The organism is Paraburkholderia sp. MPAMCS5, assembly GCF_036016995.1.
Classification (GTDB): Bacteria; Pseudomonadota; Gammaproteobacteria; order Burkholderiales; family Burkholderiaceae; genus Paraburkholderia.
In genome coordinates this window covers 200,362-226,895 of record NZ_JAYXBK010000005.1, presented here as the reverse complement: position 1 = coordinate 226,895, position 26,534 = coordinate 200,362, and the positions used below count along the sequence as shown (strand labels likewise).

Annotated in this window: 23 protein-coding genes, 3 tRNA genes and 1 pseudogene; 15 read left to right on the top strand and 12 right to left on the bottom strand. The window is 62.6% G+C overall.

Annotated features, from left to right (window positions below):
• Window positions 1-16: 16 nt before the first annotated feature.
• A complete protein-coding gene (locus tag VOM14_RS13860) occupies window positions 17-304 on the bottom strand; it encodes a DUF1488 domain-containing protein (RefSeq protein ID WP_327629283.1) in 288 nt (95 codons plus the stop codon).
• A 245-nt stretch (window positions 305-549) separates the two neighbouring features.
• Window positions 550-816, bottom strand: a complete 267-nt coding sequence (locus VOM14_RS13855; RefSeq protein ID WP_327629282.1) for a hypothetical protein — start codon at window positions 814-816, stop codon at window positions 550-552.
• A gap of 206 nt (window positions 817-1,022) precedes the next feature.
• On the opposite strand from VOM14_RS13855, the gene VOM14_RS13850 reads away from it, so the two are divergent.
• Together VOM14_RS13850 and VOM14_RS13845 are read left to right on the top strand one after the other, a co-directional pair.
• The gene (locus tag VOM14_RS13850; protein WP_327629281.1) at window positions 1,023-1,214 is read left to right on the top strand and encodes a hypothetical protein; all 192 of its coding nucleotides are present in this window, start codon (window positions 1,023-1,025) and stop codon (window positions 1,212-1,214) included.
• 58 nt (window positions 1,215-1,272) lie between these two features.
• Window positions 1,273-1,653 carry a hypothetical protein gene (locus tag VOM14_RS13845; RefSeq protein ID WP_327629280.1) on the top strand — a complete coding sequence of 127 codons (381 nt, stop codon included), beginning with the start codon at window positions 1,273-1,275 and terminating at the stop codon, window positions 1,651-1,653.
• Window positions 1,654-1,678: 25 nt separating this feature from the next.
• Here VOM14_RS13845 and VOM14_RS13840 read toward each other — a convergent pair whose 3' ends face one another.
• The gene (locus VOM14_RS13840) at window positions 1,679-2,011 is read right to left on the bottom strand and encodes a DMT family transporter (protein ID WP_442955543.1); all 333 of its coding nucleotides are present in this window, start codon (window positions 2,009-2,011) and stop codon (window positions 1,679-1,681) included.
• Window positions 2,012-2,021: 10 nt separating this feature from the next.
• A complete protein-coding gene (locus VOM14_RS13835) occupies window positions 2,022-2,519 on the bottom strand; it encodes a heme-degrading domain-containing protein (protein ID WP_327629278.1) in 498 nt (165 codons plus the stop codon).
• Window positions 2,520-2,793: 274 nt separating this feature from the next.
• On the opposite strand from VOM14_RS13835, the gene VOM14_RS13830 reads away from it, so the two are divergent.
• From VOM14_RS13830 to VOM14_RS13800, 7 genes are all read left to right on the top strand, one after another.
• Window positions 2,794-2,870, top strand: a tRNA-Met gene (locus VOM14_RS13830).
• A gap of 347 nt (window positions 2,871-3,217) precedes the next feature.
• Window positions 3,218-3,763, top strand: coding sequence for an NUDIX hydrolase (locus VOM14_RS13825; protein WP_327629277.1), 546 nt, complete (start codon window positions 3,218-3,220; stop codon window positions 3,761-3,763).
• A 9-nt stretch (window positions 3,764-3,772) separates the two neighbouring features.
• Window positions 3,773-4,510, top strand: coding sequence for a leucyl/phenylalanyl-tRNA--protein transferase (gene aat, locus VOM14_RS13820; RefSeq protein WP_327629276.1), 738 nt, complete (start codon window positions 3,773-3,775; stop codon window positions 4,508-4,510).
• A 114-nt stretch (window positions 4,511-4,624) separates the two neighbouring features.
• Window positions 4,625-5,446 (top strand): arginyltransferase, encoded by an 822-nt coding sequence (locus VOM14_RS13815; protein ID WP_327629275.1) that lies wholly within the window; start codon window positions 4,625-4,627, stop codon window positions 5,444-5,446.
• A 129-nt stretch (window positions 5,447-5,575) separates the two neighbouring features.
• Window positions 5,576-6,613, top strand: coding sequence for a quinone-dependent dihydroorotate dehydrogenase (locus VOM14_RS13810; RefSeq protein ID WP_327629274.1), 1,038 nt, complete (start codon window positions 5,576-5,578; stop codon window positions 6,611-6,613).
• A 92-nt stretch (window positions 6,614-6,705) separates the two neighbouring features.
• The gene (locus tag VOM14_RS13805; RefSeq protein ID WP_327629523.1) at window positions 6,706-7,500 is read left to right on the top strand and encodes a cystine ABC transporter substrate-binding protein; all 795 of its coding nucleotides are present in this window, start codon (window positions 6,706-6,708) and stop codon (window positions 7,498-7,500) included.
• A 125-nt stretch (window positions 7,501-7,625) separates the two neighbouring features.
• Window positions 7,626-8,285, top strand: coding sequence for an amino acid ABC transporter permease (locus VOM14_RS13800; protein ID WP_327629273.1), 660 nt, complete (start codon window positions 7,626-7,628; stop codon window positions 8,283-8,285).
• A 37-nt stretch (window positions 8,286-8,322) separates the two neighbouring features.
• On the opposite strand, the gene lepB is transcribed toward VOM14_RS13800, so the two are convergent.
• The 3 genes from lepB to VOM14_RS13785 form a co-directional block, all read right to left on the bottom strand.
• Window positions 8,323-9,021, bottom strand: coding sequence for a signal peptidase I (lepB, locus tag VOM14_RS13795; RefSeq protein WP_327629272.1), 699 nt, complete (start codon window positions 9,019-9,021; stop codon window positions 8,323-8,325).
• Window positions 9,022-9,164: 143 nt separating this feature from the next.
• The gene (locus tag VOM14_RS13790; protein ID WP_327629522.1) at window positions 9,165-10,184 is read right to left on the bottom strand and encodes a Gfo/Idh/MocA family protein; all 1,020 of its coding nucleotides are present in this window, start codon (window positions 10,182-10,184) and stop codon (window positions 9,165-9,167) included.
• A gap of 215 nt (window positions 10,185-10,399) precedes the next feature.
• Window positions 10,400-11,134, bottom strand: a complete 735-nt coding sequence (locus VOM14_RS13785; protein ID WP_327629271.1) for a FadR/GntR family transcriptional regulator — start codon at window positions 11,132-11,134, stop codon at window positions 10,400-10,402.
• Between the two features lie 1,489 nt (window positions 11,135-12,623).
• Here VOM14_RS13785 and VOM14_RS13780 point away from each other — a divergent pair.
• From VOM14_RS13780 to VOM14_RS31415, 3 genes and pseudogenes are all read left to right on the top strand, one after another.
• Entirely contained in the window at window positions 12,624-12,959 is a 336-nt protein-coding gene (locus tag VOM14_RS13780; RefSeq protein WP_327629270.1) for a hypothetical protein, read from the top strand.
• 827 nt (window positions 12,960-13,786) lie between these two features.
• Window positions 13,787-14,521 carry a Crp/Fnr family transcriptional regulator gene (locus VOM14_RS13775; RefSeq protein WP_327629269.1) on the top strand — a complete coding sequence of 245 codons (735 nt, stop codon included), beginning with the start codon at window positions 13,787-13,789 and terminating at the stop codon, window positions 14,519-14,521.
• Between the two features lie 115 nt (window positions 14,522-14,636).
• A pseudogene (locus VOM14_RS31415) lies at window positions 14,637-15,205 on the top strand (glycosyltransferase family 2 protein); the annotation flags it as partial.
• Window positions 15,206-15,299: 94 nt separating this feature from the next.
• On the opposite strand, the gene VOM14_RS13765 reads toward VOM14_RS31415, so the two are convergent.
• The 4 genes from VOM14_RS13765 to rnr form a co-directional block, all read right to left on the bottom strand.
• Window positions 15,300-15,722 (bottom strand): helix-turn-helix domain-containing protein, encoded by a 423-nt coding sequence (locus VOM14_RS13765; protein WP_327629521.1) that lies wholly within the window; start codon window positions 15,720-15,722, stop codon window positions 15,300-15,302.
• Window positions 15,723-16,566: 844 nt separating this feature from the next.
• On the bottom strand, window positions 16,567-17,262 hold the full coding sequence (gene rpiA / locus VOM14_RS13760; protein WP_327629267.1) for a ribose-5-phosphate isomerase RpiA: 696 nt from the start codon (window positions 17,260-17,262) through the stop codon (window positions 16,567-16,569).
• Window positions 17,263-17,326: 64 nt separating this feature from the next.
• Window positions 17,327-18,070 (bottom strand): 23S rRNA (guanosine(2251)-2'-O)-methyltransferase RlmB, encoded by a 744-nt coding sequence (gene rlmB, locus VOM14_RS13755; RefSeq protein WP_327629266.1) that lies wholly within the window; start codon window positions 18,068-18,070, stop codon window positions 17,327-17,329.
• Window positions 18,071-18,260: 190 nt separating this feature from the next.
• The gene (rnr, locus tag VOM14_RS13750; protein ID WP_327629265.1) at window positions 18,261-20,768 is read right to left on the bottom strand and encodes a ribonuclease R; all 2,508 of its coding nucleotides are present in this window, start codon (window positions 20,766-20,768) and stop codon (window positions 18,261-18,263) included.
• A 302-nt stretch (window positions 20,769-21,070) separates the two neighbouring features.
• Here rnr and VOM14_RS13745 point away from each other — a divergent pair.
• The 3 genes from VOM14_RS13745 to VOM14_RS13735 all read left to right on the top strand — a co-directional run bounded on the left by VOM14_RS13745 (window position 21,071) and on the right by VOM14_RS13735 (window position 22,943).
• Window positions 21,071-21,157: transfer RNA gene (locus tag VOM14_RS13745), tRNA-Leu, on the top strand.
• Window positions 21,158-21,408: 251 nt separating this feature from the next.
• Window positions 21,409-21,495, top strand: a tRNA-Leu gene (locus VOM14_RS13740).
• Window positions 21,496-21,659: 164 nt separating this feature from the next.
• Window positions 21,660-22,943 (top strand): tyrosine-type recombinase/integrase, encoded by a 1,284-nt coding sequence (locus VOM14_RS13735; protein ID WP_327629264.1) that lies wholly within the window; start codon window positions 21,660-21,662, stop codon window positions 22,941-22,943.
• A 319-nt stretch (window positions 22,944-23,262) separates the two neighbouring features.
• On the opposite strand, the gene VOM14_RS13730 is transcribed toward VOM14_RS13735, so the two are convergent.
• Window positions 23,263-26,385: a hypothetical protein gene (locus VOM14_RS13730; protein ID WP_327629263.1), complete on the bottom strand. Its 3,123-nt coding sequence runs from the start codon at window positions 26,383-26,385 to the stop codon at window positions 23,263-23,265.
• Window positions 26,386-26,534 lie beyond the last annotated feature (149 nt).

Sequence of the window (26,534 nt, the reverse complement as noted above, 5' to 3'; positions counted from 1 at the left end):
GAGAACCCGAAAGTTATCATGGGGCCGCCACGTTGCCTGGCGGAAAGTGCCCACTCTTGAGCAGCACGGGCGTGCCGTTGCTGATCTGCAAGTGTTCGCGCGCAACGGCTTCGATGCGCGGACGCCCGGCGTCGAACGCGCGCATCCAGCCTTCGAGGTCTTCGGAGTCCGCGCCGAAGTGATCTTCGAGCGCCTCCACCGAAATCGCGCACGGCACCGGCGCACCGTCCACCAACGCGGAAAAGACCACCGTCAGATTGGCGTCGCGATAAGCTGGCGCGTCCGCGGGAAACCTGATTTCCATGCTCGCCTCATCGGAAATGTCCGGCAAAGAACCGGAGCCCGCGAGAACCGGCCGGCCCCGGACAAGCTGAATATGGTACTCGCGCGGGCGGACCACGGTCCACCCCGCCGCCGCCCGGGCTGTGGCGCCGGAGTCTGGACCGGCTGGCTCGCCGCGCTGTCCGGCGCGCTGTCCGCCGCCTTGTCCGCCTCCTTGCTTGCGACTTTCGTGGCGGCTTTGCTTGTCGCGTCCCATCGCGCGCGCCGTCATGACTTGCCTCCCAGCAAACGGTCCACATAATCGCGCGCGGCCTGTTCGACGAAAACCAGCGCCTCCTCCTCGCTGCCGAAGCGCTGTTGATCGCCGAGGTCCAGCAAGGTTTCCATGCGGTGCGGATCGTCGGGACCGAATTCGGCGAGGCTCACCGTGCCGACATAGGTGCCGCCCGCGCTGGGCGCGTCGGCTGCCGGCACGAGGCGCGCCGCGGCGCTGATGTAGTAGCCGCGATAAGGGCCGCTGACCCGTTCAGCCATGTTCGTTCTCCTCGTTGCAGTGATCAGGGTAAGGCGCGCGGCAATCCAATTAGTTCTGTGCGCTTCGAAGATCGTGGCCGTCGCGCGCCCGCCGTGCACTGCGTGTGCACTTGATTTGCACTTGATGGATTCATGCGGGTCGAACGGATTTATCGGCACGCTCCGTGCTACCACAGTGGCGCCATTTCGAGTCCAGCGAGCGCAATATGGGAAAATATTTTCTGCACGATCACGAACTGCCCGAGCCGGATGCGGCGAACACATGGTTTGCCTATGCCGAAAACCACGGCATCGACATTCCGAAAGCCATCAGCATCTGGGAAGACGCCGCCACTGAAAGCGGCACGGAAAGCCGCCGGCAGGTCGGCGCGGCGGGCATCACGATCGAAGCGCCCTGAACCCGCGCGCGGTGCCACGCCAGCAGCGCGCAGCCAAACTATCAAAGGAAACATCACGATGCATTTCATGACGCCACGGCTCCGCGCGGACCGCTCTCAACCCGGCCGCGCGCGGGCTTTGCTGCGCCGCGCGTCCGTTTTTGCCGCGTTGCCCGTCGCGGTCGTGCTCGGCGCGGGCCTCGGCGGTTGCGCATCGTCGAACACGACGTCGCTCATCAATCTGCCGAACGGCCAGACCGGCTTCGCGGTGAATTGCAGCGGCGCCGACGCCGGTTCGAGCTGGGCCTCGTGCTACGTGCAGGCAGGCAAGGCATGCGGCGCGACCGGCTATGACATCGTGTCGAAAGACAACGACGAAGGGGGCACCGCCGGCGGCAGCGTGACGAACGTCGTGTCGGCCAACGTCAAGAATCGCTCGATGATCGTGCGTTGCAAATAAGCGCCGGCAGGCCCCGGCGCGCGCGTCAATGCGCCTGCATCTTCGAAAACATGTTGAGTACGGCGACGCCGGCGACGATCAGTCCGAGCCCGATCACCGCGGGCACATCGGGCACCTGGCGGTACAACAGCACCGCCACCAGCGTGATCAGCACGATGCCGGCGCCCGACCATACCGCGTAGACGATGCCCACCGGAATGCTTCTGAGCGTGAGCGACAGGCAGTAGAACGCGACCCCGTAGCCGAGCACGACCACAGCCGAGGGCACGAGCCGCGAGAAGCCCTCCGACGCCCGCATCGCGGAGGTCGCAATCACTTCGGCCACGATGGCGATGCCGAGCAATGCATAAGGCGGCACCCGCATCGGCTCAGGCCTTTGCAAGCGCGAGCTTGCTGTAGTCGTGGCCGAGATGCGCGCAGAGCGCTTCCACCACGAACTCGTGATCGGCGCGCTGCGGCAGACCAGACACGGTAATCGAACCGATCACGCCCGCGCCCGCGACTGTCAACGGAAACGCGCCGCCGTGCGACGCGTATTCGGTGGCGGGCAGACCGTGCTTGTCGGCGAGCGTGCTGCCCGCCTGCTGCATCTTCAGGCCAATGGCGTACGAGCTGCGCCGGAAATGCGCGACCGTGTTGCCCTTGCGGCGCGCCCAGTCGACGTTGTCGGGCGTCGCGCCGCCGAGCAGGCTGAAGAACAGCGGTTGACCGAAAGTACGCACGTCGATGGCGGCCGCGATACCGCGCGCCTTCGCGACCTCGTGCAGATAGGCGCCGATTTGCCATGCGCGGTCAGCGTCGAATTGGGGAAACACGAGCGCGTGTTCCTGGGCGGCAATGACCTGCAGATCGTGAGCGATGTCCATGGAGTTCCGGGGCGAGTGGGAGTGCGAGCCGCGGGTCGTCGTGCGTTCGTCTTGCATGCGTGGTGCGTGCATGGCGAGCCTGACAGCGCGGCCGGGAGCTTCCGATTCTAGCGCAGCGCCCTCTTAAGGCCTTGCGCGATACGACAGCGTCTACACATCGCGCGACGCGGGCCGCTTGCGCCGTCACGAGCGGGCGTTTCAACGGGTTGTAGCCTTTTCTTAAAAGACTATTGCATCGGCTTTCAGTATGTTCTATAATCTTTTCTTCGACGGACGCGGGGTGGAGCAGTCTGGCAGCTCGTCGGGCTCATAACCCGAAGGTCGTAGGTTCAAATCCTACCCCCGCAACCAAGCGCTCAAACGTGCTGCAGGTTAAAGCGTCGGAAACAGCATTGAAGGCTTGCCCAACATCTGGCAGGCCTTTTTTGTTTGTGCTTTTACTTGGTGGTTTGTGTCACGCGATTATTCAGTCGCGCTTCCGTTTGTCTTCGCACACTCGCCTCCTCACGCTCGTCCCTCCCCACTCGAAAAATCGGCTGCAGCGGATCGATCCGCGAGCGGCGCGATTCAGAACGTCGCCAGCGCATTCGCACGCACCCGGCACAAGGCCCGCGCCGCCAACCATCCCATCGCCGTCCACGATAAATAAACCCCCGCCCCGGTGATAAACTCCTAGCACCCTTTCTCGCCCCCTTTCTATGAAATTCTGTTCTGTCTGCGGCCACGGGGTCAGCTTGAGCATTCCGCCGGGCGACAACCGCGAGCGCTTCGTATGCGGAAGTTGCGGCACGGTGCACTATCAGAATCCGCGCAACGTCGTCGGCACCGTCCCAGTGTGGGACGACAAGGTGCTGCTGTGCCGCCGCGCGATCGAACCGCGCTACGGCTACTGGACACTGCCTGCAGGCTTCATGGAAATGGGCGAGACGACAGCCGAGGCTGCTTCGCGCGAAACGCTGGAAGAAGCCGGTGCGCGCGTCGAGGTGCAGAACCTCTTTTCGCTGTTGAACGTGCCGCACGTGCATCAGGTGCATCTGTTCTATATGGCGCGCCTGCTCGATCTGGACATTGCCGCCGGCGAGGAAAGTCTCGAAGTGAAGCTTTTTGCGGAACACGACATTCCGTGGGACGAGATCGCCTTTCCCACCGTCGGACAAACGCTGCGCTTCTTTTTCGCCGACCGCGCGGCCGGCAGCTTCGGCCTGCATACCGGCGACATCTTCCGCTCGCTGCGCGAAGGCTGAGCGGCGCGCATGGTTCCCTGGCTCGGACCCGACGATCCGTTTCCGCCCGTCGAGCGTGCGCTCGGCGCGGCCAGCGGCGCGCCGGGTCTGCTCGCCGCGAGCGGGGATCTCCTGCCCTCACGGCTCATCGACGCCTATCGGCACGGCATTTTTCCATGGTATTCGGACGGCCAGCCGGTGCTGTGGTGGAGTCCCGATCCGCGCATGATCTTGCGGCCCGCCGAGTTCAAGGTGTCGCCCTCGCTGCGTAAAACGCTCAAGCGCGTGGTGCGCGACGACGCCTGGGAAATTCGCGTGGACCACGATTTCGCCGCGGTGATGCGCGCCTGCGCGGAAGCGCCGCGGCGCGGACAGCGCGGCACGTGGATCACCGCGGACGTCGTCGATGCGTACTCCGCGCTGCATCGCGCGGGCGACGCGCACAGCATCGAAACATGGTTCGAAGGCGAGCGCGTGGGCGGTTTGTACGGCGTGTCGTTCGGCAAGATGTTCTTCGGCGAATCCATGTTCGCGAACGTCACGGATGCCTCAAAAATGGCGCTGGCCGCGCTTGTCGGGCACTTGCGCCGTCACGAAATAGAAATGATAGACTGCCAGCAGAACACGTCGCATCTGGCGTCGCTCGGCGGTCGCGAGATAGCGCGCAAGGCGTTTATCGCGCATGTTCGCGCGTCGGTCGACGCACCGCGCATTGCGTGGCGCTTCGACAAGACCGTGTTGCTCGATATGCTCGCGCGAGCGGCGTAGGAAGAATCAGGCCGAATCCGGGTCCGCACGCTGCCTCATGCGGATCAAAAGCCGCAATGTCCTGTCGCAGCGCGCCGGGTTTGCATTACCAGAGACGCTTCGAGAGCTGCCAACGTGACTCACCCCAACGAGCTGCCTCTTTCCCCGCTTTCGGCGCTGCAATTTTATGCAACGGCGCCTTATCCTTGCAGTTATCTCGACGGGCGCATCGCGCGCTCGCAGGTCGCCACGCCCAGTCACCTCATCAATTCGGATGTCTACACGGATCTCGTCAAGGCCGGCTTCCGGCGTTCGGGCGTGTTCACCTACCGGCCGTATTGCGACGGTTGCCGCGCGTGCGTGCCGGTGCGCGTGCCGGTCGATCTGTTCGAGCCCAACCGCACGCAGCGTCGCGTGTGGAAAAAGCATGGCGAGATGATCGCCACGGTCGCGCCGCTTCATTACGACGAAGAGCACTACGCGCTCTACATGCGCTATCAGTCGGCGCGACACGCGGGCGGCGGCATGGACCGCGACAGCCGCGATCAATACGAGCAGTTCCTGCTGCAAAGCCGGATCAACTCGCGGCTGGTCGAATTCCGCGAGCCGCTGCCGGATCGACCCGATTCGCCCGGCCTGCTGCGCATGATCAGCATGATCGACATCCTCGGCGACGGGCTCTCGTCCGTGTACACGTTCTTCGAGCCCGGACTCGCGCATACGAGCTTCGGCACTTACAACATCTATTGGCAGATCGAGCAGGCGCGCAGCCTCAAGCTGCCGTACGTGTACCTCGGCTACTGGATCCGCGAGAGCCCGAAGATGGCCTACAAGGCCAATTTCAAGCCGCTCGAAGGCTTGATCGACGGCGTCTGGCGAGTGCTCGATCCCGCCGGCATCGATCTCGCGCCGATCGCCGTGGCGTTGCCCAGCAAGCGCGGGCCGCTCGTGCCGTGATCGCTCCGTGATCGCGCCATCCCGTCGCGTCGGCGACTCGCGGCGGCCGCACCCGCCGCGCGGTCTCCCTAAAGTTGCAAAGCCGGTAAAATAGCGGGTTCCCATTTTCCGGCCGTCCGGCTTCGTCCCGTGTTCAGTTCCCTCTATCCGCTTGTACGCGCCCAACTCTTTCGCATGGACGCGGAAGACGCTCATCACCTGACCTTGCGTGTGCTCGGCGCCGCCGGCCGCACCGGTCTCGCCGGCGCGCTCGCTCCGCGCGTGCCGGACGCGCCGCGCACGGTCATGGGGCTGACGTTCCGCAACCCGGTGGGACTCGCCGCGGGCCTCGACAAGGACGGCGCATGCATCGACGGTCTGGCCGCGCTCGGCTTCGGTTTCATCGAAGTGGGCACCGTCACGCCGCGTGCGCAGCCGGGCAATCCGCGGCCGCGCATGTTCCGCCTGCCGCAGGCGAACGCCGTGATCAACCGCATGGGCTTTAACAACGCGGGTGTCGATCAGTTCGTGAAGAACGTGCAGGCCGCGCGCTATCGCGGCGTGCTCGGCCTGAACATCGGCAAGAACGCCGACACGCCGATCGAGCGAGCCGCCGAAGACTACCTGTACTGCCTCGAACGCGTGTACCCGTTCGCGAGCTACGTGACGGTCAACATTTCGTCGCCGAATACGAAGAACCTGCGCCAGTTGCAAGGCGCGGGCGAACTCGACGCGCTCCTCGCGGCGCTGAAAGACAAGCAGCAGCGTCTTGCCGACATGCACGGCAAGCTCGTGCCCCTCGCGCTCAAGATCGCGCCCGATCTCGACGACGAGCAGATCAAGTCCATCGCCGATACATTGCTGCGCCATCGCTTCGAAGGCGTGATCGCAACCAATACCACGCTGTCGCGCACCGCCGTCGCGGGCATGCAATACGGCGACGAAGCCGGCGGCCTGTCGGGCAAGCCGGTGTTCGACGCGTCGAACGAAGTGATCCGCAAGCTGCGCGCCGAAGTCGGCGAGACGGTGCCGATCATCGGCGTGGGCGGAATTTTTTCCGGCGAGGACGCGAAAGCGAAGCTCGCCGCCGGCGCCTCGCTGGTTCAGCTTTATACCGGCTTCATCTATCGCGGCCCGGCGCTCGTCGGCGAGTGCGTGCAGGCGCTGCGGCAAGGTGCGCGCCGGTAATACAGGCATGAATAAAGGGTATTTAGCGTTCGCTGGGCCGCTTTGTTAAGCTCTCGTCCGCTGCAAGACCCTACGAACAAAAAAGGAACATGATGCACTTCGGGTTGTTGAAAAAAATCTTCGTCGCCGCTCTGATCGGCACTTCGTTCACCGCGGTCACGGCGCACGCCGACGACCTGCTGGACCAGGTCAAGCAGCGCGGCACGCTGCGCGTCGGCCTGGAAGGCACCTTCCCTCCGTTCAATTCGAAAGCGCCGTCGGGCGAGCTGGTCGGCTATGACGTCGACATCGCCAAAGCCGTGGCAGCGAAGCTCGGCGTCAAGCCGGAATTCGTCACGACCGAATGGAGCGGCATTATCGCGGGATTGCAGGCCGGCAAGTTCGACGTGATCGTCAATCAGGTCGGCATCACCGACGCGCGTAAGCAGGCGCTCGATTTTTCGCCGGCGTACACGTACTCGGCCGCGCAATTGATCCAGCGTAAGGACGACACGCGCCAGTTCAAATCGCTCGACGATCTGAAGGGCAAGAAACTCGGCGTCGGCCTCGGCACGAACTACATGGACATGGCGAAGTCGGTGCCGGGCATCGACGTGAAGACCTATCCGGGCGCGCCCGAATATCTGCGCGATCTGGCGGCCGGCCGTCTGGACGCGGCGTTGAACGACCGTCTGATGCTCGCGTATCTGCTGAAGAACTCGCAGTTGCCGCTGCGCACCGGCGCGAGCGTCGGCGCGGGCAATCCGTCGGGAATCCCGTTCCGCAAGAACAACCCGAAATTCGCCAAGGCGATCGACGACGCGATGACGCAGCTCGAAGCAGACGGCACGTTCGCGAAGATCTCGGACAAGTGGTTCGGCATCGACGTCAGCAAGCCGATCAGGTAACCGGCGTCGGATAAAACGAAGGGCGGCATCGTCGGGATGCCGCCCTTTGCACTTTTGCCTTTGCACTTTGCAGCACGCGCCAGGATCGACGATATGCGCGTCGCGCGCCAACCCGAGCCACGCTCATGTCCACCACTTCCCTGCTCGTAGAATCGCTTCCTGTGCTCGCGCAGGGCGCCGTCCTGACCGTCAAGTTCGCCGTTCTGTCGATGTTCTTCGGCCTGATCGCGGGCGCCGTGCTCGCGTTGATGGGCGTGAGCCACAATCGCGCGCTGAACTGGCTCGCGCGCGTGTACGTGAGCGTGATGCGCGGCACGCCGCTGCTCGTGCAGATCTTCGTGATTTACTACGGCTTGCCGAGCTTCGGCATTTCCCTCGATCCGACGCCGGCCGGCGTGATCGCGTTATCGGCGAACGTGGCCGCGTATCTTTCGGAAAGCATGCGCGGCGCGATCCTCGGCATTCACCAGGGGCAATGGCTCGCCGCGTACAGCCTCGGACTCTCGCGGCGCCAGACGCTGCGTTACGTGATCGCGCCGCAAGCGCTGCGCATTGCCGTGCCGAGCCTGTCGAACAGCTTGATCAGCCTCATCAAGGACACGTCGCTCGTCTCCGTGATCACCGTGACGGAACTGCTGCGCAGCGCGCAGGAAATGATTGCGTCGACTTATCAGCCGCTGCCGCTTTATCTTGCTGCGGCGGCCGTCTACTGGGTGCTGTGTCAGGCGCTCGAACTGTTGCAGCGCTGGTATGAACGCCGGCTCGCGTTGCCGTCGCGGCATTGAGCGGCTCGCGTGCCAGGGCCGCGCACGCATTTAGGCGCTAGCGGCTCGCGAGCGGCGGCGCCGCGTCGAGTCGCACGCCGAAGCGCTCGAAACGCGGCGCGTAGTAATGGTCGGGATCGAGCGAGAACGCGACACGGCGCGTGCGGCCCATCAACTCCTTGCGCGGAAAAAAGCCGAAGTAACGCGAGTCGGCGCTGTTGTCGCGATTGTCGCCGAGCATCAGATACTCGCCGGGCGGCACCGTCACCGGTCCGAACGAATCCCGCGGACTCGGCGCTTGCGGCGTGAGTCGAACGGTATGCGCGACGCCGTCGAAGCGCTCGGTCAGATAATCGCCGGGCGACGCGGCGTCGCCCGGCAGAGGCTGGATCGTGAGCGGCCGATAATCGGCGCGCACGCCATTCACATACAGCACGTTGTCGCGCATCGCGACCGTGTCGCCGGGCAAGCCGATCAGCCGCTTCACAATCAGCTCGTGCGCCGCCGATGAATCGATCGTGACGATATCGCCGCGCTGCGGATCATGCAGATGCGCGATCGCGATATGCGTGAGCGGCACGCGCAGATCGTAGGCCATCTTATCGACGAAAATCCGATCGCCTTCGCGAATGGTCGGCAACATCGAGCCGCTCGGCACAACGTTCCAGTCGGCCACCGCGCTGCGAAACAGCACCATCAGGAAGAGAAACGCGACGAGGCTCTTGTTGTCGCGCCATAGTTTGGCAAGCATGCGCATGGCAGGCGGCTCCGCTGGAAGGTGTTCGAAAGCATCGAGCATCGCGGCGTGATGTGTGATCCTTGCCGCGATGCCCGCGCAAATCGTACCACTGCGAATGGGACGGCCCGCGCCGCGTATGACTTCGGGCCGCCCTCGCCCGCTCACTCTCCCGCGAATTTGAGCCCCAGCGCCGCGCGCGCCGCGTCGGCCATCGCGATCATCTGCAACGACTTGCTGTGCGGCATCAGCGGACTTTCCATCTGTCCCGCGCGGATCAGTTCGCAGAAGTGCGCGGTCTCGTAGTTGAGGCCGCCGCCTTCGAAGGGCTCGTCGAGTTCGACCACGCGGCCGTCGGCGTAACGGATCGTCGCGCGCGACGGGTTCCACCACGGCTCGTGAATCGTCACGTGGCCGCGCGCGGCCATCAGGAGCGCGTCGCCCTTGCCGTGCAGATCGAGTCCGCAAAAGAGTTGCGCGATGCCGCGCTCATGCTGGCTGTTCAGGCTCGCGAACGTATCGACGCCAGTGGAACCGAGCCGCCCGAGCGTTTGCACGTCACGCGGCGCGCCGAGCCAGTCGACGGCGAGAAACATCTCGTAGACGCCGATATCGAGCAATGCGCCGCCCGCATGCTCGAACGACAGCGACGGATGATCGTCGGGCACGCCCGGCACCGAGCAGCCGGCGCGCACGAGTCCGACTTCGCCGATCGGATCGTCGTTTAGATGCGCCCGCAACCTTCTGTACAACGGATAAAACGGCGGCTTCATCGCTTCCATGAAAAGCCGTTGCGACGCGCGCGCGGCGTCAAGCACGCGTTCGAGCTGCGCCCTGTTGATGGTGGCCGGTTTTTCGCACAGCACGTGCAGGCCGGCGCGCAAGGCGGCGACCGCGTAATCGGCGTGGCTGTCCTGAACGGTGGCGATGTAGAGCGCGTCGATGCCGCTTGCGAGCAGCGCGTCCAGGCTCGCGCAGAATTCGCTGCCGAATTCATCGGCGAACGCCTTGGCCGGTTCCGCGCGGCGCGACCACACGGCCGCGAGGCGCGCGTGCGGCACATGCGAGAGGCTTTGCGCGAAACGGCGCGCAATGCGCCCTGTACCGACGATTCCAAAGCGAACCGTGCCGTCCGCGGGCTTTTCTTGCGCGGCGCCGGCCGAGGGATTGGCAGTGGGGTTTATAACGGTGCTTGCTACGGGATTTGTCACGGCGTGGGTCACGATCGCTGGCATCCATGCAGTTAAGAGCAGACGCTATTGTCGCGCATCTCGCCCACACAGGTGCCGGCTCGGGTCAATGCGACACGGCGCGCGCCGTTCGCGAAGGACAATCAGGAGACCGGAACGCCGCTGCCGTCTCGTGTACAGCAGCGTTTCATACCGGCGTTGCTGCGTTTTCAGCCGCGCGCGGGCGCGGGCGGAGCCGGTGGCGCGGCCGCGAGTGTGCCGGCGACGTCCTCGGCGCTGTGGTCGATCATGGCCATCGACGCGAGTTCGGCTTCGCGCGGGTCGCGCCGTTCGAGCGCCTCGACCACGCGCCGGTGCGAGTTCACCGCGGCTTCCCACTGACCTTCCCCTGCGCTCGCAGCCGGATTCGCGCTCAACAGCGCGCCGCGAATGATCGCCGCCATCTGTTTGAAGAACTGATTGCCGCTCGCGACGACGATACGCATATGGAACAGTTCGTCCGCTTCCTGATAACCAGGCTCGCCCGGACGGATCGCGCGAAACGCTTCAAACGCGTCGCGCACCGCAGCGATGTCCGTCGTGCTGCCGCGCGATGCGGCCTGCGCCGCCGCGCGCGGTTCGATCAGAATCCGAAACTCGATCACGTCGCGCAGAAACAGCGGATCGGGCTTCGCGCGAAAACGCCAGTTCACAACGTCCTCGTCGATCATGCGCCAATCGCTCATCGGCCGGATGCGTGTGCCGATCTTCGGACGCACATCGAGCATGTCGCGCGCGAGCAGCATCGACAGCGCTTCGCGCATGACGGTGCGGCTCACGTCGAACTCTTTGGACAGCACATCCTGCGGCGGCAGTATCGCGCCGTATTTCTCCTCGACGATGCCAGTGACCAGCCCGTCCATCACCTTGCTGACGAGTGATCGCTCCTTGTTTGCCTGTTCCATGACCCTCTCCCCGAAGCGGTGTTCGCCCCCGCGTAGCCTGTTAATAAACCGCCCTTTTGTGTTTTATCGTCGCGCGCTATTCATCCACGATACGTTGCTTGCTTCACAACAGTTTCGCCAGTTGGGACACTTCCTGACAGGGTTATCCCTCTGAAGAATTGTTTCTTTCGTGTAACGCGATACGCTCCGTCGGACCCTAAGCTTGCGTTTAAAGCATGCCTTTCGCACGGACTTTGCATCGTGCGAAGACGCACGTTGAAAAGCAAATTGTATGAACGGAACCAACACACTGAATCGCGTGCGAAGCGCCGCAAGAGCCGGACCTGGATGTCGGGCCCCGGCCACCGACGTTGGCGATCGACCTTGTGGCAAGCGCTTTGAGACGCGGCCCCGCGACCGACGCATGCCATCCGCCGAAGCAGACGAATGGAGGAATAGCGCGGGTTGGTCGAGCGCCTTAGACTTGCATGCTTCGTCTCCTGATGAAAGCGCGCCGCCGCTTCAGGTGATCGGCGTGCTCGCTTGAGATGTTTTAAACGCGATGCGGACGCTTGAACCAAATAATATGGAATACAAACTATTTTTATTTTTCGCTCAACGCGCCAACGCACCCTGCCCTTCTCATAGCCCTGCTCGATATGCCGATCCGTTTTGATGGCTGCACGCGTCGCGTTACGCGAAGAGACGCAATGGGAAAAATGGGCAAGTGGGATTCAATGGGCACTGCTTTCGCCTCGCGTCGAACGGCGTCGGGAAACGGTGCTTGCGCTTCAATGGACTGGCGAGCATCGCCGAGGTCGTGTTCAGCGGCATCAAGCGTTTCGCGTTCGATTCGATGTCTATCGCGCACGAGTTCGACATCGAGCTGAATAGCAGCGCGACGCTCACACCAGGTTCTCGCTCTTTTGCGCCAGCGTTGGCGGCAAAACGCTCACGCGCGCGACGCTGCCCGGTCACCTGCCAAGCTGGTGTCCGTCTGTGCACGCCGTGGGCCTCTGACGTGCGGTGAGCTGCCGGACAACACGCAACGCGCAATCGATCATGTTCACATCACGAGCAGAACCGGGCACGACGACGGCATTGTTTCGCTAACGCTACATTTCGTTCGTCCACATCATGCCGTGCTCGGCGGCACATCGCGCGGTTGCCGTGCCTATGTTTCGTCATTGCAATGAATCGATGCATATACACTGACCGGGACGGTCCGCGTGCCCCGCGTCGAATGCGGTTAGCCACACACGCATGGGAAACCACTTTATATCCACTGACGTTGCGCCTCGATGACAGCCGCGCCGTTTCGGCGCGCGCCGGACGAGCGCCGATCTCGTCACGCTCAACGGCAGCGAAGCGCAACCGCGCCACGCATTCGAATTGGCTTGCGACGCGGGGCAATGAACATGCGGCGTGTGGGCGACACCATGCTGTACAAATCCGACACGTTCATGCGCTCGCCAGCGAATATGGCCTACTCGTCTGGCAAAACTTTGCCTTGGCGAATTTCGACTATCGGAACGACGCCGCTTTCGGTACATCGATCTCTATCGCATGCGCCGCGTTACTCGCCGTGCTGTGCGGCGCCAGCAAGGAGGAACAGCAAGCCACAATGTTCGGACTGCCATCTTCGATGCGCACGCAACCGGTTTTTACCGGGCAGCTTCCATCAATCGTCGCGCGCGAACGGTCAGATGTACCGTCGTTCTGCAACTCGCCTTCATCGGGCGCATGGCCGTTTTCGACTAAGGAAGGCGTCACTCATTACTATGGCGCGGGCGCCTATGGGGCGGCCACTGCACACCGCGCCCGCTTTGCGCGCATGTTCATATGATTGACGGCCGCTACCGCTGCACACGACTGACTTCATCTCGTGCCGAGCCATCCGTGCATCGTACCGGCCCGTCCTGCTTGCAGCGGAAAGCGCAGTGGTTGCGCGCGCATCCAACGAGAACATTAAAGCGGATGCAACATATACGACACCCGCCAGCGAAGTTCACGCGCTCAACGCGGCATTCGCAACATTCTGCGGATAAACGTTTCTTCTTCGACTCATGCCTTCGCGACATGCGTAAAACCTCGCGCTGTGCGAACGCATCTGTCTGCGCGAGGCCGTCACTGTCGGTTTTATTGCGACTCTTGAAAGCCGCGGACGGTCAACCGTACGGGACCGAACAAAGGCCGTTGAACACATCTGAATCAATTCCGGCACATCCCGGACACCGCGTGTGAAGGGGCTTTAGAAGGCCGGGTCAACCCTGGCAGTTCATCAGCCAAACCCTCGTCGGGCCCCGTGAAGTCAATGGCATCAGGCATTTGACTCGTATGAGCAGGGAGCCGCGCATGGAACTCCGTCCGAAGGCCGGTGTACAGATTTGAAACAAAAAGCCTCGCTGCAAAACGCGAAACGGGCGCAGCGTGAGCGCTGCACCGCACCAGTCAGGCTTTTCCCTATGGCTGGCATGGTCCTCGCTAATAAGACAACGCAACATCGCGACGCCGAAGGGAGACAACACAATGGCGGCGACGCAGCAGACCACTACGGGGCCGATTCTGTTCATCCTCTGCTGCCTGGAACGCAGCGCACGATTCATCTAAAGGATGCGGCATCGGATCAAAAACAGGAAGACGCGCGATGCGCGGCTTCAGCGAGGACCGATCATGTTGACACTGCAATCAGATCTGCACGGTAACCATTTGCTTGGCGCATTGCCGTCCCAAGAATGGCAAGCGCTTGCCCCCCACCTCGAACTGGTTCATCTGCGCACCGAGCAGTTGCTGTGCGATTCCGGCCAACGCATTCATCACGTGTACTTCCCGACCACCGCGATCGTCTCGATGCTCTCGACGATGGAAGACGGCAGCTCCGTCGAAATCGCGGCGGTGGGCCGCGAAGGCATGACCGGCGTGCCGGTGCTCACGGGTGGCGAGACCATGCCGAACCGCGTGCAGGTGCAATGCTCCGGCTTTGCATACCGCATGAGCGCTCAGGCACTCAAGCAACAATTCGCACGCTCCGATTTCCTGCGCCGCCTGATGCTGCTCTACATGCACGCGCTTCTCACACAGGTCGCGCAAACCGCGGCGTGCAACCGCCATCACGCACTGAACAAGCAACTGTGCCGCTGGCTGCTGATCGAAGTGGATCGCGTCGCGTCGAACGATCTGACCGTCACGCAGCAACTGATCGCCGACATGCTCGGCGTGCGCCGCGAAGGGATCACCGAGGCGGCCGGCAAACTGCACGACGAAGGTCTGATCCATCATAGCCGCGGCCATATCAAGGTGCTCGACCGCAAGGGACTCGAAGCGCGCGCGTGCGAATGCTACGGCCTCGTCAAGCGCGAATTCGACCGCCTGTTGCCGCGTCTGCACCAGGCCGAGACTGTCGAATAAAACACCACACGATTCGACTGCCGCGCAGCTTCAATGATGTTAAGGAATGCTTCGCGATCTATCGACGCAATTTCTGCGCGCGCGACAGCATGCCGATGCGCGACGGAAACCGCGTATGAAAGTTTCCGTGATCGTGCCGGCCCACAGGCGCACCGCCGATCTCGCGCGTTGTCTCGCGGCGCTCGACACCCAGGAGCGCCGTCCCGACGAGATCATCGTGGTCGCGCGTCACGACGACCACGCGACGCTCGACAGGCTTCGCACGCGCGAAAGAAGCCGGCCCGATCCGCGCCGCTGTCCCGTGCTCGCGCATAAGCCGGGCGCGGTGGCGGCGCACGGCCTCGGCATTGAAAAGCGCATGCGGCGATGAAGCCGCCGCGACCTCGTGTATGAAGCCGACGGCATCCAGCAAGGGCTCGAGCCGCGCGTGGGCCTAGTCCGCCGGTACGGCCGCGCGATCGGCAATCATCACATCGGTCATGGAAAGCCACCCAAGGTCCACGTGCTCAAAGGCGTGAACATCGCGTTTCGCCGTGAGGCGATCGCACGGGGCGCTTCGACGCGCGCTTGCGCGGCAACGGCTTGCAGGTCCACTGCGAAATGGCGTTCAGTTTCGCCGTGCAATGGCGCGGCTGGCGTTTGATTGACGACCCGGCGCTGCTCGTCGAGCACTTCCCTGGCGAGTGAGTTTGCGCGCACTGCGCGGGGCATGGCGGGAAGCGGCGCGCTGTCCCACACGCGCCGGCTGCACACAAGATCGCGAATGAAGCGAGCGGCTTTATAAAAACGCGCTGACGTCGGTCTGAAAACGCTGGGCCAGCGCTTTGGCGACCTTCTTGCTGATCGAGCGGCGGCCCGCCAGGATATCGCTCACCACCGTCGGCGATGCAATCCCCATCAGGTCCTTCTGCTTCAGACCATGCGTTTCCAGCAGATGCCGCAACACCTCGCGCGGTTCCGCTTTTGGAATCGTCACGTGGCGCGCTTTCCAGTTGCTGACCAGATCCGACATGATGGCGAGCAGATCGGCAAGCGGCTCGCTCTGATTGCCGTTCAGATGCCCGGCAAGCGCGTCGGCGAGCTCGGCCATTGTCTGGTAGTCGTGCTCGTTGCGGATCGGAGTAATGGGCAACTGGGCCTGTAGTGCGGCCCAGCTTTGAGCGATGTCGGGAAATGTTCCCGGAAGGCGATCGGCATTCATGAGTTTGAATTCTTCCTCGTCCAAAGGTCGCGTTCCGCTTGCGTCATGACACGACGAACGAATCGCGACTGCCTGTTGTAGTAAGCAACGCATCTTTGAAGTGACCCGCGTTGTGTGTTGTCGTCCAAACGCGCGCACGGCGCGTGTGGACTCGACCACGGAGGCCCACGCAACACAGCACCCCCGAGAGCCGCTCGGATGGCATCGCCCGAACGGCTTGTTTGAATGTCTCCTGCACGCGAAGCGCGAAGACTCATGCCTCATCGTCCGCAACCGGCTTGCTTCACGGGTTCGACGCGTTGAGCCGGCGCTCGTCTGCCGCGCCCGCCGCTGCGATCGAATCCGCGAGCGGCATCGAAGGCATGGTGGCGCGAAAGCTCGGCGTTGGCTTACAACGAGTGTATGTGGCGCATCGTTTGCCGTGCGTGCGCGTGCCCACATTCGACGTGCGACAGGGCGCGATTAATTCACCGTCGTCATCCGCTTTTTGCGAAGGCGCCGGCTTTCATTGCGCATCGCACAGCGAACTCGCGCGAGCGAACCAAAGCGATGAACATGATCTTGCACACGCCGATAGCGCCGGAGCGTTTCGGGCGCGTAATCGTGAATGAATGGCCGGAAGCGGTGTGACCGGAACCGTGCGAGCGGGACGCAACGGCTGGCTCGTGAAGCCGCGCTGTGTGGGCGCTGTGTGGGCGCTGTGTGGGCGCTGTGTGGGCGCTGTGTGGGCGCTGTGTGGGCGCTGTGTGGGCCCGACCCGGACGCGATGTGTGCGGCCCTGGCGGACGAAGAAGACGGACGTAAGACATTGCGCGACCCCGCTTGACGCGGGATCGCGCGCCGCTCAGTCCTTGCGGTACTCGATGGTCTGCACGCCGGAATCCGTGCCGAGCAGGCACAGATTCGCGCTGCGGCCCGCGAAAAGCCCGACGGTCACCACGCCCGGCCACGCATTGATGTGCGTTTCGAGCGTGCGCGGGTCGCTGATCCTCAGACCTTTGACGTCGATGATTTCGTTGCCGTTGTCGGTGATGAACGGCGAGCCTTCTTTCGTGACGCGCACCACCGGCACGCCGCCGAGCGCGGTGACGCGGCGGCCGATAGCCGTGCGCGCCATCGGCACCACTTCGATCGGCAGCGGGAAATTGCCAAGCGTGTCGACGACCTTACTGGCGTCCGCGATGCAGACGAAAACGTCCGACACCGACGCGACGATCTTCTCGCGCGTCAGCGCCCCGCCGCCGCCTTTGATCATCGCGCCGCCGTGGTCGATCTCGTCGGCGCCGTCGACATAGACGGGCAGCGAATCGATTTCGTTCAGATCGAGCACCTTGAAGCCGTGCGATTGCAGACGCGCGGTGGTGGCGAGCGAACTCGACACCGCGCCGCGATAGCGCGCCTTGTTGGCCGCCAGCGCGTCGATGAAGCAGTTCGCGGTGGAGCCGGTGCCGACGCCGATCACCGAGCCTTCGGGCACGTTGGCGTGGACATAGTCGGCGGCGGCCTGACCGACCAGTTGCTTGAGTTCGTCTTGAGTCATGGGAAGGCGGGCGAGCAGTAAAAAGCGTTAGTTTACCGGAGTGGGAGGCAACAACCGGGCCGAATCACTTCTTCACCGACCGCTGCCGCACCGCTTCGAACAGACATACGCCGGAAGCCACCGACACGTTCAGGCTTTCCACCGTGCCCGCCATCGGAATCTGCATGACGACGTCGCACGTGTCGCGCGTGAGGCGGCGCATGCCCTCGCCTTCGGCGCCCATCACGAGCGCCACCGGGCCGTCCAGCTCGGTCTCGTAGAGGCTTTTGGTGGCCTCGCCCGCCGTGCCGACCACCCACACGCCCGCGTCTTTCAGCTCGCGCAGCGCGCGCGCGAGGTTCGTCACGGTGATGTACGGCACCGTGTCGGCGGCGCCGCTCGCGACCTTCGCGGCCGTTGCGTTCAGGCCGACCGCGCGATCGCGCGGCGCGATCACCGCGTGCGCGCCGGCGGCGTCGGCGACCCGCAGACAGGCGCCCAGATTGTGCGGATCGGTCACGCCGTCCAGCACCAGAATCAGCGGCGAGCCGTTGATGCCGTCGAGCAGTTCGGCCAGGTTCTGCGCGAGCGGCAAGTCGCCCGCGCGCGCTACCACGCCCTGGTGGCGCTCGGTGTGCGCGAGCCCCCACAGACGCGTTTCGTCGGCGGCGATGAGGCGCACGCCGGCTTCCTTCGCGGCGTGCAGAAACTCCGTCATGCGGCGATCCTTGCGCGTCGCGTCGTAATAGACATCTTCGACGCTCGACGCATCGTGCCGGATACGCGCGGTGACTGCGTGGAAACCGTAGAGAACCTTGAGACGTGCCATGACTGAACAACCTTTGATTGAGCGCGACATCGACGCGCTGCTGTGATGAATGAGTGTATCGGCCGGTTTCCAGGCGAGCGAATCGCGCTACCGTTGCCGACGAAAATTTAGGCGCGGACAAAACGAACACCGCGCGCAACTGGCACGTCTCGACGTGCCCGCTGCGCGCGGTTCAAACTGCATGGCGATTTCAGCGCTTCTTGCGCGCCGCCGCCTTCGATGCCGCCTTGGCCGCCGCGCCGCCGTGCTTCTTCGCGGCGCCGCGCGCGGCGCGTGCTTCCTTCACGGCCGCGCTTTGCGCGGGCGCCGCCTTCTTGCGGCGCCCGCCCGGCACCGGCGCGCCGTCTTCCGCCGGCGGCAGAGCGCGCACGCGGGCGCCGCCGTTTTCACCGGATGACTTGTCGGCAGCCGACACGCCACGAACCGGATGCGGCTTGATCGGCGTGTCGCGCACGAGGCGGAAGTCGATCTTGCGCGCGTCCAGATCGACGCGGCTCACCTGCACGCGCACGCGATCGGACAGCCGGTAACGGATGCCGGTGCGCTCGCCGCGCAGTTCGTTCTTGATCTCGTCGTACTGGAAGTAGTCGGAGCCGAGTTCCGTAACGTGCACGAGGCCTTCGATAAAAAGCGAATCGAGCTGCACGAAGATGCCGAACGACGTCACGCCGTTCACCATGCCGCCATATTCCTCGCCGAGCTTGTCGCGCATGAAATAGCACTTGAGCCACGCTTCGACGTCGCGCGAGGCTTCGTCGGCGCGGCGCTCGTTGGCCGAGCAATGCAGCCCGAGCTCTTCCCAGATCGCGACGTTGTCCGCGCGGGCGCGGCCGCGTTTTTCATCGTCGGCCTGTTGCATGGCGCGAGCGCGCGGCGACAGCGCCGTATTCAACTCGATGCCGTGCGCCGGCTCCGGCTGATATTTGCGGCCTTGCAGGATCGCGTAGATCGCGCGGTGCGTGAGCAGGTCCGGGTAACGGCGGATCGGGCTCGTGAAGTGCGCATACGCCTCGTACGCGAGACCGAAGTGGCCGATGTTGTCCGGGCTGTAGACCGCCTGCTGCATGGAACGCAGCAGCATGGTTTGCAGCATCTGCGCGTCGGGCCGGTCGCGGATCTGCGCCATCAGCGCGGCGTAGTCGCTGGCATGCGGCTTCTCGTTGCCGCCGAGCGTGAGGCCCATGCCGCGCAGGAAGGTGCGCAGATTCTCGAGCTTTTCCGCAGTCGGACCGGCGTGCACGCGGAACAGGCCCGGATGCTTGTTGCGCTTGAGGAAGTCGGCGGCGCATACGTTCGCGGCCAGCATGCACTCCTCGATCAGCTTGTGCGCGTCGTTGCGGGTGCGCGGCACGATCTGTTCGATCTTGCCCTGCGCATTGCAGACGATGTAGGTCTCGGTCGTGTCGAAGTCGATCGCGCCGCGTTTCTGCCGCGCGGCGAAAAGCGCCTTGTATACGCCGTAAAGGTTTTGCAGTTGCGGCAGCAGCGCGGCGCGGCGCGCGGCTTCCGGGCCCTTGGTGTTCTTCAGCACCGCGGCGACTTCGGTGTAAGTCAGACGCGCCGCCGAATGCATCACGCCGGGATAGAACTGATAGGCCTTCACCTCGCCGCGCGCGGTGACGATCATGTCGCACACGAGCACGCAACGGTCGACGTTCGGGTTCAGCGAGCACAAACCGTTCGACAGTTTCTCCGGCAGCATCGGAATCACACGGCGCGGGAAATAGACGGACGTGCTGCGCTCGATCGCGTCCGCGTCGAGCCCGCTCTTCGGATGCACGTAATGCGAGACATCCGCGATCGCGACGATCAGGCGGAAGCCCTCGCCACGGCCTACTTTCACCGGCTCGCAATAGACGGCGTCGTCGAAATCGCGCGCGTCTTCGCCGTCGATCGTGACGAGCGGCACGTCGCGCAGATCGATGCGGTGACGCGCGTCCGTCGCGCGAACCTCGTCGGGAAGCTTCGCGGCCTCGTCGAGCGCGCTCTGGCTGAACTCGTGCGGCACGCCATATTTGCGCACCGCGATTTCGATTTCCATGCCGGGATCGTCGATATCGCCGAGCACTTCGACCACACGGCCAAGCGGCTGCGAATGGCGGCTCGGGAAATCGGTCAGCTCGACCACCACCACCTGGCCGACCTTGGCCTTCTTGGTGTTCTGCGTGATCAGAATGTCGTGGCCGATGCGCTTGTCTTCCGGCGCGACGATCAGCGCACCGTTCTCGTTGAGCAGGCGTCCGATCACGCGCTTGTTGGCGCGGTCCGTGACCTCGACGATGTGCCCTTCCGGACGACCGCGCCGGTCATAGCCGACGATGCGCGCGAGCACGCGATCGTTGTGCATGACCTTCTGCATTTCGCCGGTGGGCAGGAAGAGATCGTCCTGGCCGTCGTCGCGGATCAGGAAGCCGAAACCGTCGCGATGACCCTGCACGCGGCCCGCGACGAAGTTCGACGGATGAGTCAGCTGGTACAGATTGCGCTGATCGAGCCGGATCTGGCCGTCGCGCTCCATTGCGCCGAGGCGCTTGAAAAATCCTTCGCGCTCCTGGCGCTTGATCGACAGGGCTTCGGCGATCTCGTTCGCGGCGAGCGGCGCTTCGCTCGTACGCAGGACGCCGAGGATTTCTTCGCGGCTCGGAATCGGATACGGAAATTTGCTCAAGGGCTTGTCGATGATTTTTTCTCGTTGCATGGACGTCGGTCGGCGATGTGGCTCGGCTTAGGAAGCGTTTGCAGGGCGCCAGGATCGCGCCTGCTGCTGCACTGAAAGACTCTTGGGTCCGGCTCGGTCAAGGCTGAGTCCGACGGGCTTGTGCACCGTGCCAACGAACTACTGCGAGGCATTCTAACACCCGTCTTGCGCGCCACGCGGGCCGTCGATGGCCGCCGGCAAGCCCGCGGCGGCTCGCCGGCGGGTTGTTTAAGCAAATTTTGAGAAGCGCTTGACAGGTCTGATTCTGTCGCTATAATGGCGGTCTTTGCTGTTCATCACCTGCCCAGGTGGCGAAATTGGTAGACGCACTAGGTTCAGGTCCTAGCGGTGGCAACACTGTGGAGGTTCGAGTCCTCTCTTGGGCACCAGATTCAAAACTAAAGCCGCCGTGTTTCATCGGGCGGCTTTAGTTTTTGTGTACGGTTGTTTTGTGTAGTTTCAGTGTGAAGCCCATGCGCTCCAATCGCCGCTCGTCGGCACGGGGCGCGGGTTAGCAGAACGGTGTCGTGAAGGTTTTCGCCGCACGACTCTATCGTCAGCCGGAAACGCGAAGTTTGATTGCAGCAGGGATTGACAGGCTGCATCAGCTCGCTACAATAGCGGTCTAGCTTGAAGACGTGCCCAGGTGGCGGAATTGGTAGACGCACTAGGTTCAGGTCCTAGCGGTGGCAACACCGTGGAGGTTCGAGTCCTCTCCTGGGCACCACAAGGCTGTATAGCGTAGTACAGAGAAGTCCAGAAGACCCCGTAAATCATTGAATTTGCGGGGTTTTTTGTTTATTGGCGTCCAAGCCGGAACACGGCAAGCCAGGTGCAGATGAGTACGTTTTTGAGTACATTGAAAGTTCGAGATCGCTCAATGTACTCACCATGCCGCTCACTGTCCGCGAAGTCGAAGCAGCCCGTCCCCAGCCAAAGCCCTACGGGGTGGCCGATGGCGACGGTCTCGTCCTCTGGGTCACGCCCGAGGGCAACAAGTTCTGGCACTTCCGTTACCGCCTGCACGGCAAGCAACCGCGCATCTCGTTGGGGCGCTACCCCGACGTCACGCTTCAGAAAGCGAGGCAGCAGGCAGCGGCATACCGAACGCTCGTCGCCGACGGTGCCGACCCGCGCGCGAAACGGCGGATAGATCGGCAGCGGGCGGATACCAGCGACGATGGCACGTTCAGAGCGGCCGCCGAACTCTGGTACAAGAGCAAACAGGATGCAGGCCGATCCGCCTCGACGCTCGACAAGATCCGAACATACCTGGACAAGGACATTCTGGCCGAGCTCGGTTCCATCAAGCTGGTGAATATCACACGCGCAGACTGCGCCCGCGTCCAGGAGCGCTTCGAAAAGCGCGACGCCCTCAATGTATCGAAGAAGGCCCGCGGCTGGTTACGTGAAATCTTCAGTCAGGCCATCGCACGCGGCCAGTGCGAGTTCAATCCGGCATCCGAGCTCAAGGTCATTGCGAAACCCGCTCGAAAAGCAAAACCCTATCCCCACCTCCTGGAACCGGAGCTGCCCGATTTCCTGCGTGCTCTCGAGAAATCAACGAGTCGCCTCATCGCCTACGTCGCTGCCTGGATGACAATCTGGACGGCGAGCAGGCCGGGTATGGTCCGCTATGCTGAATGGAATGAGGTCGATCTCGGTGGCGCTCTGTGGACGATCTCCGCCGAGAAGATGAAGATGCGACGCAGCCATGTCACACCGCTCCCGTCGCAACTCGTCAACGCGCTCACGGATCTCAAAAAGCTGACAGGCCGTCACCAGTACGTTTTCCCCGGTATCGGCACGAAGCACGAAGTCATCAGCGAGAACACCATCAACCTCGTGTTTTCGAAGATCGGCTACAAGGGCCGCATGGTCGGTCACGGCACTCGCCATACCGCGAGCACCCTTCTTCGCGAGCACGGTTGGACAAAGGATCACGTTGAAACGCAGCTAGCCCATCTCGAGGAAGGCACTGCCGGCGACTACAACCACGCCAAGTATCTAGTTCAACGTCGCGCGATGATTCAGTGGTACGCCGACTACCTTGATGCGCTCAAAACAGGCATGCACCCCACCCACCAGCAATCATTTGCTCAACGGGTTAACACAACGCCCATGCGAGCGACCTCTGCACAGCCAACGCTCGGCAATGACGAAATCGCAGCCTGATAAAACCGAGCATCAGCGCTCGAACAAGGTCCATTTGGTCGGCTCGGCTGTGCTAGCTGCGCAACGCTTGAATCCCACTCGATCATCAATAGACCGCCCGAACTCGCATGGTTAAAGAGTTTGGCTGTGATCGAAAAAAGTCTCTACCGTCGCTTTTACCGTCATGGCCGCAAACCTTTTTCTGACGCCGGAGATGGAGCAATTTGCGGGGCGGTGATTCCGGCGAGCCCATCGTCAATCGGTAGACATGATATCAAGGGGGCGTCGCATGCACAGCATCATGGCGCGTCTTCATTGCCTCCAGTCATCCTCAGCGTGCTCATGCTATCGGCTCAGTTAAATCAATAGGCTCCACAGTCCTCGCTAAGGGTACGGACTGACTACGAAAGTCACGCCGTAGTTGACGCGCAAGCTCGCCGACAGCGTCACTGCGTTCAAGTGCCAGTTGGATCAGCAAAGAAGCAACCTGCCGCGCTTGCGCCTTTGCGCCAGGCTCGCGATTGTTCTCACGTCCGCGAATCGCGTTGCGCCAGCCAATTTTGGCTTTCTCAATATCGATCTGATCCAGTACCCGAGTTGACCCACCAGGCTCGACCTGCACGAGGAGGCGTAGAAACAATAGGCCTTCATTGTAGAAAGTCGGGCTATGCTGCGAAAGCGCGTCCGCCAATCCACCGTAGTGTGGTTCGAGTAAAGCGGGAACAAGTGTCGGCTCCGACTGAACCACCCTCACCAAGACCAATGCTCCCAGTTGCCAATCGACGTGCCCTCCCTGGCAGAGCGCGATGCGCCTTCCTCTCGCTATATGACGTAGCGCGCTCGCGGGAGCGAGCGCCGCAAGGTGCGTGGACATAGTGACGATACGCGACTCATTGCGTTCAACCATCGCTTGGATTTCGAATCGCGCTGCAGGTACGGTATACGCGACGCCGAGCAGCATTCTTGCATCGCCGATGCCGTCTGCCCAATCTGGGCCGATTGTCTGGTCGATCTTATTCCAGTCGAGGGCGAGTACGGTCGTCTCAAATTGCTTTGGCGACGCCTTGTGCATGAAGCTGAGGAGTCCCGCGGCAGCTTGGAAGTTTCGGTGCGTGCTGCACGACAGTTCGGTTGCGAGGTCCTTCGGCGACCAGCAGGCGCAGATCTTTCGCCCCACCTGCCGCATGCGCCGAGAGGGTGCCAATTTGCCTACATAGATGTGGAGTGGGTCGTAGAGCCGCAACGCGTTCCACACGATATCCCGTAGCTCGTCGAACGCATCTTGAGGGGCAGCTCGCAGCCGATCAGCGATGGCCGGGATCAGCGCTTCGATCAGCGTGAATCCGAACTCTGGTTCGAAGTAGCAAAAATGTTCGCAGAAATCGGCCGCGACCGACAGGTAGGCGTCCTGCGGCCAGGTTGAGACCAGACGGCGACACGCGTCGCGGTCGACGTGTTCGAGATAACAAGCCTTCCACACATCATCGTTTCCAGCCCCGATCTTGGAAAGCAAATCGGCGATCTCGCCGGCGTGCAATGGGGTCGCGGTACTGATAGCCCGAGCCATGGCGCGTGGATCAACTAACGCGACGATGCTTTCGCCGAGCGTCTCTTCGGCATTGAGTACATGATTGATGACGCGGCCAATCGCATAGCATGCGCCTTCAGGTGCCGCCTCTATCCATTCCGCAAGAGTTTCCTTGCGGCTGGCAATCTGGCTCATTTCTTCCGTCAGGTAACCATGCAGGTTGCTGAGTACCCAACACGCATGTCGAATATCTAGTGGATGTGCCACGGACCAACAGCGCTCCAGGACGGGCGTCAGCCATGCCTGCTGGACCAGCCAACGCCACTGCCCATACCCGCCCGCCGTCGACAGTTCGCCCAGCAACACAGCTAGGCCACCTAACGGCATCCCACCGTCAGCGAGCACTGTCTTGAGCACACAAGCAACCATCTGACGCTCTTCGGCCGACTGCCCCTCGAGAATGCGTGCAAGAAGAATACTGGCGAGACGCTGATGCGGACATCGAAGATCATCAACACTCAGAAAAAGTCGCTGCGCTACCAACCAGTTGATCGCAGCATTGCTTTCGGCAATCGGCAACGCGTCTCCAACTAATCCCAGCAACGCCTCGCGCGAACAGCGTGCATCACGGGCTGCCAACTGACGGATTGCCGCAGCGGCAAGCACCAAGTCCGCCCCAGCTGCACGAGCGGAACTTGCCAATGCGCTCGCCCGCCTCCACCCTCCCCCCAGGATGAAACAAAATTGCCATGGGTAGAGTGCCTGCTCCGCCGCGTGTTCGAGGCGCAGATCGAGCGGCTCGTCTCCCGGACGATCGCCGATCCGATCATCGGCGCGACGAACGGCAGCAAGCGTCGCTTCGGGAGAAGTCCGCAAGCCGTCCGCAATGACTCGGACAGCGCGCTTAGCATCAAGCTGGATGGCGCCCGGAAAGCCCCCGCTGTCGTCGGAGATCGTATACGCGCTCAACACCCAGCGCGATGCGGTCGCGCGCTCTTCCAACTCACGCAGTAACGCGGGGCGAGTCAGATGCGCGTCATCGACGATATAGAGAGTGGGATTTGAACTCTCATCAAAGGGAGGAACTCTTCCCATCGGATCAGCCAGCCGTAGAACCCGCCAGCCGCGATCGTGCATTTGGCGTGCCACCTGAAGAACTGAGATTGACTTCCCGGCGCCAGGCACGCCCGCGAGGCGAGCCGAGCCAGCCCTCTCCAGATCGGCAGTCAGCAGAGCTACCTCAGGAAGCGTGGGACACGCCGCGACATCTGCTGGCCCGAGCGAACGCCCCATCAGCGCAGGTCCGAGATCACGTGCCACCCCGAACTGAACCTCAAACCATGCAGACACTTCAGTCTCAGCTGCTGCTGATCGTGTCGCGAACGCAATAAGACTCCGCCGAATCTGATCGAGTTCGTCAGCCCTTGGTAGCGCACGTAGCGCTGCCATGATCTTGGGCAGATCACCTGCATACTCGGGATAGATTTCCTCCACCACTGCCTGATGACTGGACAGCAGCCCTTGAATCGTGTCCCAGCCGATGGCAACGACAGGAAACTTACCTTCCTTCTCTCGGCGTTCGGACACGAGCCGAGCATATTCCTGAAGTGTTGCGTCGTTGGGAGCAGTGGTAGCAAACGTCCAATGTCCAAGCGTAGGTTTGAATTTCTCCGCCTTGGTGAGTTCTGCATCGAACTCCGCGATAGTCGCTTTGGCTCCGTAGCCATTGTTCTTCCCTTTGCACTGCACGCCAAAATTCTTGCCTGGCGCGACCTCGGGCGTCCCATAGACATCGACACCGTGCTGCTGTTGGCCAGATCGACCGTTTTTCTGAGCGAGAGGCGCCTTCCAAACTGCGGCAAATAGTGCGCGAGTCAAATCTTCGAACCTCTCCCACGACTTTGGTGGTGGAATCTGCTTTTCGATAAAGTCCATTGCACGGTTACTCTGTTGATGCTCTTACACCTTCTTCTCAGCGCTGGAAATCGAATGCACGTAGATGAAGTCCTTGGTCTGCACGGCTTTCACCTTGCGGTCGATCACGGCGTCGACATCAAGCGTTTTCACATGCGCGGAATCGGCGT

Bases quoted from the DNA above. Each gene is read 5' to 3' on its own strand.
- rpiA (WP_327629267.1), bottom strand. From the start codon at position 17,262: ATGACTCAAGACGAACTCAAGCAACTGGTCGGTCAGGCCGCCGCCGAC.
- VOM14_RS13785 (WP_327629271.1), bottom strand. From the start codon at position 11,134: ATGGAACAGGCAAACAAGGAGCGATCACTCGTCAGCAAGGTGATGGAC.
- rlmB (WP_327629266.1), bottom strand. From the start codon at position 18,070: ATGGCACGTCTCAAGGTTCTCTACGGTTTCCACGCAGTCACCGCGCGT.
- VOM14_RS13735 (WP_327629264.1), top strand. From the start codon at position 21,660: ATGCCGCTCACTGTCCGCGAAGTCGAAGCAGCCCGTCCCCAGCCAAAG.
- aat (WP_327629276.1), top strand. From the start codon at position 3,773: ATGGTTCCCTGGCTCGGACCCGACGATCCGTTTCCGCCCGTCGAGCGT.
- VOM14_RS13805 (WP_327629523.1), top strand. From the start codon at position 6,706: ATGCACTTCGGGTTGTTGAAAAAAATCTTCGTCGCCGCTCTGATCGGC.
- VOM14_RS13835 (WP_327629278.1), bottom strand. From the start codon at position 2,519: ATGGACATCGCTCACGATCTGCAGGTCATTGCCGCCCAGGAACACGCG.
- VOM14_RS13845 (WP_327629280.1), top strand. From the start codon at position 1,273: ATGCATTTCATGACGCCACGGCTCCGCGCGGACCGCTCTCAACCCGGC.
- VOM14_RS13850 (WP_327629281.1), top strand. From the start codon at position 1,023: ATGGGAAAATATTTTCTGCACGATCACGAACTGCCCGAGCCGGATGCG.
- rnr (WP_327629265.1), bottom strand. From the start codon at position 20,768: ATGCAACGAGAAAAAATCATCGACAAGCCCTTGAGCAAATTTCCGTAT.
- VOM14_RS13855 (WP_327629282.1), bottom strand. From the start codon at position 816: ATGGCTGAACGGGTCAGCGGCCCTTATCGCGGCTACTACATCAGCGCC.
- VOM14_RS13765 (WP_327629521.1), bottom strand. From the start codon at position 15,722: ATGAATGCCGATCGCCTTCCGGGAACATTTCCCGACATCGCTCAAAGC.
- VOM14_RS13800 (WP_327629273.1), top strand. From the start codon at position 7,626: ATGTCCACCACTTCCCTGCTCGTAGAATCGCTTCCTGTGCTCGCGCAG.
- VOM14_RS13730 (WP_327629263.1), bottom strand. From the start codon at position 26,385: ATGGACTTTATCGAAAAGCAGATTCCACCACCAAAGTCGTGGGAGAGG.
- lepB (WP_327629272.1), bottom strand. From the start codon at position 9,021: ATGCGCATGCTTGCCAAACTATGGCGCGACAACAAGAGCCTCGTCGCG.
- VOM14_RS13775 (WP_327629269.1), top strand. From the start codon at position 13,787: ATGTTGACACTGCAATCAGATCTGCACGGTAACCATTTGCTTGGCGCA.
- VOM14_RS13860 (WP_327629283.1), bottom strand. From the start codon at position 304: ATGGAAATCAGGTTTCCCGCGGACGCGCCAGCTTATCGCGACGCCAAT.
- VOM14_RS13825 (WP_327629277.1), top strand. From the start codon at position 3,218: ATGAAATTCTGTTCTGTCTGCGGCCACGGGGTCAGCTTGAGCATTCCG.